Source organism: Vibrio sp. 10N.222.52.C12 (assembly GCF_041474215.1).
Taxonomy (GTDB): Bacteria; Pseudomonadota; Gammaproteobacteria; order Enterobacterales; family Vibrionaceae; genus Vibrio; species Vibrio crassostreae_C.
The window spans coordinates 1-10244 of sequence record NZ_JBFRTR010000135.1 but is presented as its reverse complement, the minus strand read 5'-3'; the positions used below and the strand labels follow the sequence as shown (position 1 = coordinate 10244).

The 10244-nt window shown below is 46.6% G+C and carries 9 protein-coding genes; 2 read left to right on the top strand and 7 right to left on the bottom strand.

What is annotated here, in order from left to right:
• Positions 1-59: 59 nt before the first annotated feature.
• The 7 genes from rraA to priA form a co-directional block, all read right to left on the bottom strand.
• Positions 60-578 (bottom strand): ribonuclease E activity regulator RraA, encoded by a 519-nt coding sequence (gene rraA, locus AB4623_RS21135; protein WP_017061152.1) that lies wholly within the window; start codon positions 576-578, stop codon positions 60-62.
• Between the two features lie 73 nt (positions 579-651).
• Positions 652-1569, bottom strand: a complete 918-nt coding sequence (locus tag AB4623_RS21130; RefSeq protein WP_017092186.1) for a 1,4-dihydroxy-2-naphthoate polyprenyltransferase — start codon at positions 1567-1569, stop codon at positions 652-654.
• A gap of 155 nt (positions 1570-1724) precedes the next feature.
• Positions 1725-3065, bottom strand: a complete 1341-nt coding sequence (gene hslU / locus AB4623_RS21125) for an HslU--HslV peptidase ATPase subunit (RefSeq protein WP_372129673.1) — start codon at positions 3063-3065, stop codon at positions 1725-1727.
• 58 nt (positions 3066-3123) lie between these two features.
• Positions 3124-3672: an ATP-dependent protease subunit HslV gene (hslV, locus tag AB4623_RS21120; protein WP_004729692.1), complete on the bottom strand. Its 549-nt coding sequence runs from the start codon at positions 3670-3672 to the stop codon at positions 3124-3126.
• Positions 3673-3894: 222 nt separating this feature from the next.
• Positions 3895-4428, bottom strand: a complete 534-nt coding sequence (locus tag AB4623_RS21115) for an SPOR domain-containing protein (RefSeq protein ID WP_372147335.1) — start codon at positions 4426-4428, stop codon at positions 3895-3897.
• A 122-nt stretch (positions 4429-4550) separates the two neighbouring features.
• Positions 4551-5555 (bottom strand): DNA-binding transcriptional regulator CytR, encoded by a 1005-nt coding sequence (gene cytR, locus AB4623_RS21110; RefSeq protein WP_017061147.1) that lies wholly within the window; start codon positions 5553-5555, stop codon positions 4551-4553.
• 240 nt (positions 5556-5795) lie between these two features.
• Positions 5796-7997 carry a primosomal protein N' gene (gene priA, locus AB4623_RS21105; protein ID WP_102429021.1) on the bottom strand — a complete coding sequence of 734 codons (2202 nt, stop codon included), beginning with the start codon at positions 7995-7997 and terminating at the stop codon, positions 5796-5798.
• A 332-nt stretch (positions 7998-8329) separates the two neighbouring features.
• On the opposite strand from priA, the gene rpmE reads away from it, so the two are divergent.
• Together rpmE and AB4623_RS21095 are read left to right on the top strand one after the other, a co-directional pair.
• The gene (rpmE, locus tag AB4623_RS21100; RefSeq protein ID WP_004737142.1) at positions 8330-8548 is read left to right on the top strand and encodes a 50S ribosomal protein L31; all 219 of its coding nucleotides are present in this window, start codon (positions 8330-8332) and stop codon (positions 8546-8548) included.
• A 334-nt stretch (positions 8549-8882) separates the two neighbouring features.
• Positions 8883-10172, top strand: coding sequence for a malic enzyme-like NAD(P)-binding protein (locus AB4623_RS21095; RefSeq protein WP_017061144.1), 1290 nt, complete (start codon positions 8883-8885; stop codon positions 10170-10172).
• Positions 10173-10244: the final 72 nt, after the last annotated feature.

Below are 10244 nucleotides of genomic sequence, written 5' to 3'. Positions count from 1 at the left end.
AGCGGGCGTTTTTGTTTGTGTTCTTATGATTTGTTTTATTATTTGAAGCTGAGTGAGAGTTACTCGACGTCTTCTTCCTCGACATCCAAATCGAGTTCTACATCTAGAGGTTCGGCAGAAAGAATGATGCCAGTGTTGTCTGCGTAGAGGTAATCTTCAGGTAAGAAGGTCACGCTGCCAAAGTTCACTGGAACGTCTAATTCACCGACACCTTCTTGGCTCGCACCAACAGGGATAGAAGCCAAGGCTTGGATACCTAGGTTCATGTCTTCAAGCTCATCGACTTCACGAACGCACCCGTAAACCACAATCCCTTCCCACTCATTGTCTTCGGCAAGTAGGGCTATCTCAGCATCGATCAGCGCTTTACGTAGTGAGCCGCCCCCATCGATTAACAACACACGCCCCAGACCGTCTTGCTCTAGTACAGAGCGAATCAAAGCGTTGTCTTCAAAACACTTTAATGTAGTGATCTGTCCTGCGAAGGATGCACGTCCACCGAAGTTGCTGAACATTGGCTCCACGACATCAACTTGATCCAAATATATGTCGCACAGTGCTGAAGTGTTGTATTCCATTAGTATACCTTTTGAACAATGAGCTTACTTTGAGTATATCGGCGCTTGATCCCTTTGCAATGATTAGTCTCATTTAACTCAATAGAGTTTGAGCTACGACAACCCCTGCAAACAATAGGTTAGTGACCAGTGAGCATTTCACAATCACTGGCATCATTGGTGCAATCTGCGCTGGTTTTTCGGTTTCCCAAACGGCCTTGCCATGCTTGTAAACAATAATAATGCTCAGCAAAAACGGCAGGCTGATCCAGACCGGTTTTTCTTGAATCAGTAGGTAGATAGCGAAAGAAGCAAGGGCGAGACCAAGCAGTGCAAAATGATAGTGCTTGGCTTTGCGTTGCCCTAGGCGAACCGCCATGGTGCGCTTACCACATTCGCTGTCGTTCTCTATATCACGCATGTTGTTGATGTTGAGTACCGCAACCGCCATTAATCCACAGCCTAAGGCTGGAAGAAATAGGCTTGGCTCAACATGACCAGTGTGTAGGAAGTATGTGCCTGAAACGCCTAACAAACCGAAGAAGATAAATACCGATAAGTCGCCAAGGCCAATATAACCATAGGGTTTATTGCCCACGGTGTAAGCGATGGCAGCCATTATGGCTAATACGCCTAACGCAATGAAAGATAAGATACTCTCAATCGAGGTTAAGGCATGAAAAATAAGAATCAGCCCAGCGAGCATGGTAAACACGATGTTGAGGATGATCGCTTGCTTCATGGTTTTCGCGGTCACCGCTCCAGATTGCATTGCACGTGTTGGCCCCAGACGGTTTTCGTTGTCTGTGCCTTTTACTGCGTCACCATAGTCATTGGCTAGGTTCGATAAAATTTGTAATAAGGTGGCAGTTAAAAAAGCCAGTAGGGCTATTGATAGAGAAAACTGACCGCCGGCGAACGCTAAACTACTTCCTGTAAGAATAGAGACGAGTGCGAGAGGCAGAGTTTTTGGTCGTGCGGCATCAAGCCAAATCAGTAGAGATTGTTTCATCGTAGGTCTATTTCTTTGTAAGTCTTCGTTTCAAACTGTGATTTGAGTATACGCCCATTTTTCGGGTAATAAAAAGCCCACTCGAAAGTGGGCCTTGAATTCGTATATTAGCTGCTATTTCTTTGAGATAGAGCAATAAGTTGGAGTTTTGTGTGCTACAGGATGAAGCGACTTAGGTCTTCGTCTTCTACGAGCTCGCCAAGCTTAGATATTACATAAGCTTCATCAATCAGCAATTTACTGCCTGCTCGGTCTGTTGCGTCAAATGAAATCTCATCCATTAGACGCTCCATCACTGTGTGTAGACGACGCGCACCGATGTTCTCAGTGGTTTCGTTTACGCGCCATGCTGCGTCCGCAATCTGGTTGATGCCATCTTCAGTGAACTCAATGTTGACATCTTCTGTTTTCATTAGGGCAATGTATTGCTCTGTTAGAGATGCTTTTGGCTCAGTTAGGATGCGTTTGAAGTCATGTGCTGATAGTGCTTCAAGTTCTACGCGGATTGGTAGACGACCTTGTAGCTCAGGGATCAGGTCAGATGGCTTAGCCACTTGGAATGCGCCTGATGTGATAAACAAGATGTGGTCAGTTTTAACCATACCGTGCTTGGTTGATACTGTGCTGCCTTCGATAAGAGGCAGTAGGTCACGCTGAACACCTTCGCGAGATACATCTGGGCCTGAACTGTCGCCACGCTTACAGATTTTGTCGATCTCATCGATGAATACGATGCCGTTGTTTTCAGCGTTGAAGATCGCGTTCTCTTTCAGCTCTTCTTGGTTCACAAGCTTCGCAGCTTCTTCTTCCGTCAGTGCTTTGAATGCGTCTTTGATTTTCATCTTACGCTTTTTCTTGGTGTCGCCCGCTAGGTTTTGGAACATGCCTTGCAGCTGGTTTGTCATCTCTTCCATGCCTGGAGGTGACATGATTTCAACGCCCATTTGCGGTGCGGCTACATCAACTTCAATCTCTTTGTCATCTAGCTTACCTTCACGCAGTTTCTTGCGGAAAATCTGACGAGTGTTTGAAGAGGTTGTGTCTTCAGTTGATTGCTCGTTCTGACCCCAAGCATCACGCGCTGGTGGTAGAAGGGCATCAAGAATGCGTTCTTCAGCTTGTTCTTCAGCGCGGTATTGTACTTTTTCCATCGCTTGTTGGTGCGTCATCTTGATCGCAACGTCCGTTAGATCACGGATGATGGTTTCAACTTCTTTACCAACGTAACCCACTTCGGTGAACTTAGTCGCTTCTACCTTGATGAAAGGCGCGTTTGCTAATTTCGCTAGGCGGCGAGCGATTTCAGTTTTACCTACACCCGTTGGGCCAATCATCAGGATGTTTTTTGGCGATACTTCAACACGTAGGCTTTCTTCAAGCTGCATACGCCGCCAGCGGTTACGAAGAGCGATAGCCACTGAGCGCTTAGCGTTGTCTTGGCCGATAATGTGGCGATTGAGTTCGTGAACAATTTCGCGAGGAGTCATCTCAGACATGGTTTTTCCTTAATTCTTTAATCACTGTTGAATACAACGTTATTGATGGAAGCGGTCGTTACTCTGGCTTTGGCAGCTCAACGGTGCTTTCTAGTTCTTCAATAGTGTGGTGATGGTTGGTGAAGACACAGATATCGCCGGCAATGTTCAGCGACTTTTCTGCGATTTCACGCGCATCTAAATCAGTATTTTCTAATAGTGCAGTAGCTGCTGCTTGAGCGAAGTTACCGCCCGAACCGATCGCAATCAGATCATTCTCAGGTTGAACTACGTCACCGTTACCAGTGATGATCAGTGAAGCGGTCTCATCCGCTACTGCAAGCAATGCTTCTAACTTACGTAGAGCACGGTCGCTACGCCAATCCTTCGCTAGCTCAACGGCAGCTTTGGTCAGGTGGCCTTGGTGCATTTGTAGCTTGCTTTCAAATTTTTCGAATAGCGTGAAAGCATCAGCGGTACCGCCAGCAAAACCTGCCAGTACTTTGTTGTTGTATAGGCGACGTACTTTACGGGCATTGCCCTTCATTACAGTATTGCCTAGAGATACTTGTCCATCACCCGCGATGACGACTTTATTATTACGACGTACAGATACAATGGTAGTCACGAGTAGGGCCTCTTAATATTTCTTATCTTTGGGTATAAAAAGTATATGAGGATGGTGCTCGGATAATTCAAGGAAGGGCGAGTGATGTCGCGCAACTTATCGGCGGAAGTTGTAAGGAAAACTGACTAAAGGGAGTAAATAAAAGAAAACCTCCACAATGGGAGGCTTTCGGAGTTTGTTTTTCGGCTTTTGCTAAGATTAAGACTACGACTATCGCTAAATCTAATCGGTGTCTTTCCAAATAGCGCAAGGTTCGATTTTCGCCCGTTGCAGCTTATGGCGATCGCGTTCTGCGTCACGCTTCAACTTGTATGGCCCTAAAACCACACGGTACCAGCTACTGCCATCTTTCTTGCGGATCTCACTTGAGATACCTTGGAAGGCAATATCCAACTTACGTGCTTCTGCCTGCGACGAGGTTTTGTAAGCGCCACACTGCATGATGTAAGGGATCTTAGAGATCTGTTGCTCTTTGGCTTTTACTTCAATCTCGCGGCTTGGCAGCGTTTCAACGTAGTCCCACTTCTCTTCAGGAGGCGGCGGAATCACTTTCGCTGGCTTAGGTTTTGGTTTGGTTGCCACAGGCGTTGGTGCAGGCGGCTCAGGATCATTACTCAATAGGTAAAGTCCGTAACCAAAACCACCGGCAAGGAGGATCGCCAAAAGACCACTGCGCCAAGGTTTACGGCGAGGGGCTTGTTTTTTGGTCGGTTTTTTCGTGCCACGACCGCGCTTTACATAATCTCTATTAGCCACAAGACAATTCAATAGTTGCTGATTCTGCCCTCATGGTAATCCAGATTGCGCGAGGATAATAGTGCAGAAATGGAAGCGGCACATCAAAATGTGCCGCAGATTTATAAGGGTATTTCTAAGGGTTATATTCGAGGTGGCGCTGTACTGCCTCGAACCACTAATTTAGCTTCAAGCAGACGCGAACCTGCTTGCACATCGTTGCCTTTTAATAGATCAAGCATCATCAACATCGCTTGGCGTCCAATCTCATAACGAGGCTGAGAAATGGTGGTTAGCGGTGGATCGCAGTATTGAGCGAATTGGATGTCATCGAAGCCGACAATCGATAGGTCTTGAGGAACGCGCAAGCCCAGCTTCTTCGTTTCTTGAATCGCACCAATCGCCATCGCATCGTTGTGACAGAAGATAGCTGTAGGTTGTTCAGGAAGTGCCAGTAATTGACGAACCGCTTGAGCGCCCGCTTCAAAGGTGAAGTCACCGACCGTGCTATAGGCTGGATTCATTGAGACTCCGGCGCGACGCAGCGCTTGCTGGTAGCCTTGTTGGCGGAACTTACACAGTGTTGCCGATACTGGTCCTGAAATTTGAGCAATACGCTTATGACCTAACTGAGCTAGGTAGTTCACCGCTTCAAAGGCAGAGGTCAGGTTATCGATGTGTACCGTAGGCAGTTCAAGCTCAGGGGCAAACTCACACGCCATTACCATCGGCGGTAAATTCTTTTGTTCAGGTTTGCTGACATCAAACGGATGGTCAGTACCCAGCAGCAACATGCCGTCGGCTTGTTTGGTGAAAACTAAGTTAACAAACGAAGACTCGCGCTTCTTTTGCTGGCCGCTATCACCCAGTAGAACAAGGTAATCATTTTCTACTGCGGCATCTTCGATACCACGAATGATCTCGGCGAAATAAGGGTCACAGATATCAGGAACAATAGTGATGATGGTTTTTGATTCGTTGCGACGTAAGTTTCTAGCTAATGTATTGGGTGAGTATCCAGCTTCAAGTACTGCTGTTTCCACTCGTTTGCGAGTCGAAACTGAGACTTTCTCAGGGTTCATCAATGCACGTGATACCGTGGCTGTTGAGACGCCTGCTAGCTGGGCAACATCCTTCATTGTCGCCATAAATTAAACCCTCTTTTAAGTTCCTTTGCCGCCTAAGCATCTAAGGCGTGAATAATAAATGTAATCGAATAGATATTATGAAAGTGTTGCTAACACTTTTTTTATTGCAATATTTTATTCGTTTAATCCGTGTAAAGTTACGGCTAGATTAACAAAAATCACATGACTAGTGTGAAGTTGCTCACGAGAAATATGAAATATTTGTGAACAAACTTATCATTAGTTTTAACCCAAGTGGGTTTAACTCAAATCTTGCGGCTCAATATCGAGTGACCAGCGAACTTTTTTCGCAGCAGGTAACATATTGATGGCCGGCTTGGCACTCATCAATAGCTTCTGCATTAACGAGCGCGTCTGAGTTTGTAAGATTAACTGCCAGCGCGATTTGCCCGCTCGTTTTGCTAACGGAGCCGGGGTTGGCCCTAACACCATGCAATATTGGTCAAACAGAGGGTGCGATTCCAATGTGTGACGAACCTGACGCAAGAACTCTTCCACCAAGCGAGTGTCATTGGCTTCTGCTCTAAACAGCGTCATAAAGGTATAGGGCGGTAACATTGCTTGCTTACGCTCTGCCAGTGCCGTCTGAGCAAAGTGGTTATAGTCTTTGTGTAGCAAGGCTTGCAACAACCCATGTTCTGGGTGGTGAGTCTGTAAGATCACTTCACCGGGTTTGCTTGCTCGTCCTGCGCGTCCCGCTACTTGGATGAATAGCTGGGCAAGACGTTCAGACGCTCGGAAGTCACTGCTATATAAAGAGCCATCCACATCCAATAACGCCACAAGTGTCACGTCAGGGAAATGGTGACCCTTAGCAAGCATCTGCGTGCCGATAAGAATTTGGAATTCACCCTTACGAATCGACTCGAGTGCGCTTTCTAAGCTGCCTTTACGGCGGGTGCTGTCGCGGTCAATACGAATGGTTTTGTATTCAGGGAATAGTTGACCAAGTTGAGCTTCTAACTGCTCGGTCCCGACACCCACTGTCACTAAGTTTGCAGACCCACAGCCTTGGCAATTGTGCACGATATGCTGCTGAGAACCACAGTGGTGGCAGCGCATCTCATTGCTGTATTGGTGATAGGTGTAGTAAGCATCGCAACGTTTACACTCGGCTGTCCAACCACAATCGTGACACATTAATGCCGGAGAAAACCCTCGACGATTGAGGAACAGCATCACTTGGTTGCCAGCTTTGAGGTGTCTTTGCATCTCTGCAATTAACGACGCAGACAAACCACTTTCTAGATATTCACCTTTAACATCCAACACCTTATTGGTGGTCGGCAGTGCGACACCTGCACGTGAAGTCAGGGTGAGATAACTGTATTTACCTATTTGAGCGTTGTGCAGTGTTTCAAATGCTGGAGTTGCAGAGCCTAACACAACCGGGATCTGCGCTTTGTGCGCACGCATGATCGCCACATCACGAGCGTGGTAGCGCAGGCTATCTTGCTGTTTATAAGACGCGTCGTGTTCTTCATCGACAATGATAATACCTAGGTCAGCAAATGGCGTGAACAGAGCTGAACGGGTACCAATCACGATGCCTGCTATTTTATCGCGCGCCGATAACCACGCATTCAGGCGTTCTGAATCGTTTAAACCTGAGTGGATAACCTCAACAGGCACATTAAAGCGTCGCTTAAAGCGGTTAATCGTTTGAGGAGTGAGACCAATCTCGGGCACGAGCACTAACGCTTGTTTACCTTGATCGAGAATCGGCTTAATCATATTCAGGTAAACCTCGGTCTTACCTGAGCCAGTAACGCCCTCTAACAGGAAACAACCAAAGTCGGTTTGGCTATTTACGGTCGCAATCGCGATGGCTTGTTCGGCATTGAGCTTAGGTTTGTCTTGGTCATTCTCAAGTTCAACTGGCCATGGCTGACGTTTTGGCTTTTTCTCTACTGATTCAATCCAGCCTTTCTCTTCTAGCGTTTTGAGTACGGCACTGCCAACTTCTTCATCAATGAACTCTTGATGAGGAACCGGACCGTGCTCAAGCATGTGCATCACTTTGGCTTGCTTGACCGCGCGACCAAAACCTTGCATCAGTTGGTCTTTGCCTGATGGTGTTAACTGCCACTCAACCAGCGTCGCGAAGTCGGCGGCTTTGCCTTTTCTTAGAGCGCTCGGAAGGGCGTTAGCAAAGGTTTCGCCAAGGGGGTACTGATAAAACTGACTGCACCACATTAACAGTGAATAGACAGATTCCGGCCAAACGGGTTGGTTGTCTAATAAGGCTTTAATGGGCTTGAGCTTATCTAGCTCGAATTCTGATTCGTTAACCAGAGCCGTGACAATCCCAGTTAAGGTTTGTCGTCCAAAAGGCACAGAGACGCGACCACCAATAATCGGGAATAGGTGGTTTGGAATCTTGTAATCGAACTGCTTGTCGAGTGGAACAGGCAGTGCCACGCGGGCAATCATTGGACGCATAAAGGGACGGCTTTATCTGAGTTGACGAGAGCGAACAGTCTAAAGGATAAGGCGGTTAAATTCGAGAAGCAGTTTGGATGAAGGCGGCGAGTTAGCGTATACCGACAACGACAGCCCGAAATCTCAGGCCGATAAAGGAAATAAAGAGAGAATTGGTGAAAAATGTATCAAATCGGTTGATCCTGCTTTATAGATTCATTACTATACTGCGCCTTAAAGGTATGGCTTCATCACTCTTTTGTGTCGATGCGGTGTCTTTATTTCTTTTTTTAAACTACGTGTGGTGTGCGGCTTAGAATCGTATAGCGACACGGCCTACTTGAGGTTATCCCATGAAAGCTGGAATCCACCCAGAATACAAAGCAGTTACTGCAACTTGTTCTTGCGGCAACACATTTGAGTTCAACTCAACGCTAGCAAAAGAATCAATCCACCTAGACGTATGTGACAAATGTCACCCGTTCTACACTGGTAAGCAACGTATCGTAGATACTGGCGGCCGTGTTGATCGCTTCAACAAGCGTTTCGGTGCTCTTTCTAGCAAGAAGTAATTCTCGCTATTTAGACATGAAAAAGGACACTTCGGTGTCCTTTTTTGTTGCCTGTAATTTGAGAAAGCACTGACTTCTATTCAAGCATCACTCTCACCCAACGATAAGTTGCCTCTCTATTCTATTTCAGGGCAATTCCTTGCGTATCTCTCTTCACCAAAATTCAGCACGAAACTTCAACAAGCGATAGTAATTTCAACTGCTCACTGGTCTTATTAGTAGTGAAATCTCGTTTTTTAATGAGACAGAGGCTTCAACCACCTAGGAACTTTGAAGTACATCCATTAACATGAACAAGATCCCCCAAATAATAATATCCTAGGAACCTACACCTATGTCTGAAGACAGCAGCCAAGCTCAATCCTCTCAAGAATTATCACCTCAAGAACAATTCCGTCAGCAAGCTCTTGATTACCATGAGTTCCCAATTCCAGGCAAAATTGCCGTAGAACTGACGAAGCCTGCAAACTCTGCAGAAGACCTAGCACTTGCATACAGCCCAGGCGTGGCTGAGCCTGTTCGCGAGATCGCACAGAACGTTGATAACGTTTATAAGTACACAGGTAAAGGCAACATGGTTGCAGTTATCTCTAACGGTACAGCGATTCTTGGCCTAGGTAACCTTGGCCCTATTGCTTCTAAACCTGTTATGGAAGGCAAAGCGCTCCTGTTTAAGCGTTTTGCTGGTTTAGATTCTATCGATATTGAAGTAAAACACCGCACAATCGATGAGTTCGTTGATACAGTTGCGAATATCGCAGATACATTCGGCGGTATTAACCTGGAAGACATCAAAGCACCAGACTGTTTTGAGATTGAACGTCGCCTGATTGAACGTTGTGATGTTCCGGTATTCCACGATGACCAACACGGTACTGCGATTGTAACGGCAGCGGGTATGCTGAATGCGATCGAGCTTCAAGGTAAGAAACTTGAAGAGTGTAAGATCGTTTGTTTAGGTGCTGGCGCAGCGGCGGTTGCTTGTATGGAACTACTGATTAAGTGTGGCGCTCAGCGTGAAAAAATCTACATGCTTGACCGTAAAGGTGTGATCCATACTCGTCGTGATGACCTAAACGAATACAAAGAGCTGTTCGCAAATAACACTGATAAGCGTACGCTTGAAGATGTTATCGAAGGCGCTGACCTGTTCTTGGGTGTATCGGGGCCGAATCTACTGCCTGCTGAAGCACTAACGCTGATGGCTGATAAGCCTGTTGTGTTTGCATGTTCAAACCCAGATCCAGAGATCAAGCCTGAGCTTGCACACGAAGTTCGTTCTGACCTAATCATGGGTACAGGCCGCAGTGATTACCCTAACCAAGTAAACAACGTACTTTGTTTCCCATTCATTTTCCGTGGTGCACTAGACGTGCGTGCGAGCGAAATTAATGACGAAATGAAGCTAGCGGCGGTTAAAGCGATTCGTGAACTGGCGAAAGAAGAAGTTCCAGCTGAAGTACTAGCAGCTGCGGGCGAGACTGCACTGGAGTTCGGTAAGGGTTACATCATTCCTAAGCCAATGGACCCACGTCTACTTCCTCGCGTAGCACGAGCAGTTGCGGAAGCGGCTGTTGAATCTGGCGTAGCTCGTATCGAGATGCCTGCTAACTATATGGCTTAATAGCTGTTGCTCTATTGAGCCAAAAAGAATAATAAAAAACCGACTCATCTGGAGTCTAATGCCGTTCACTTA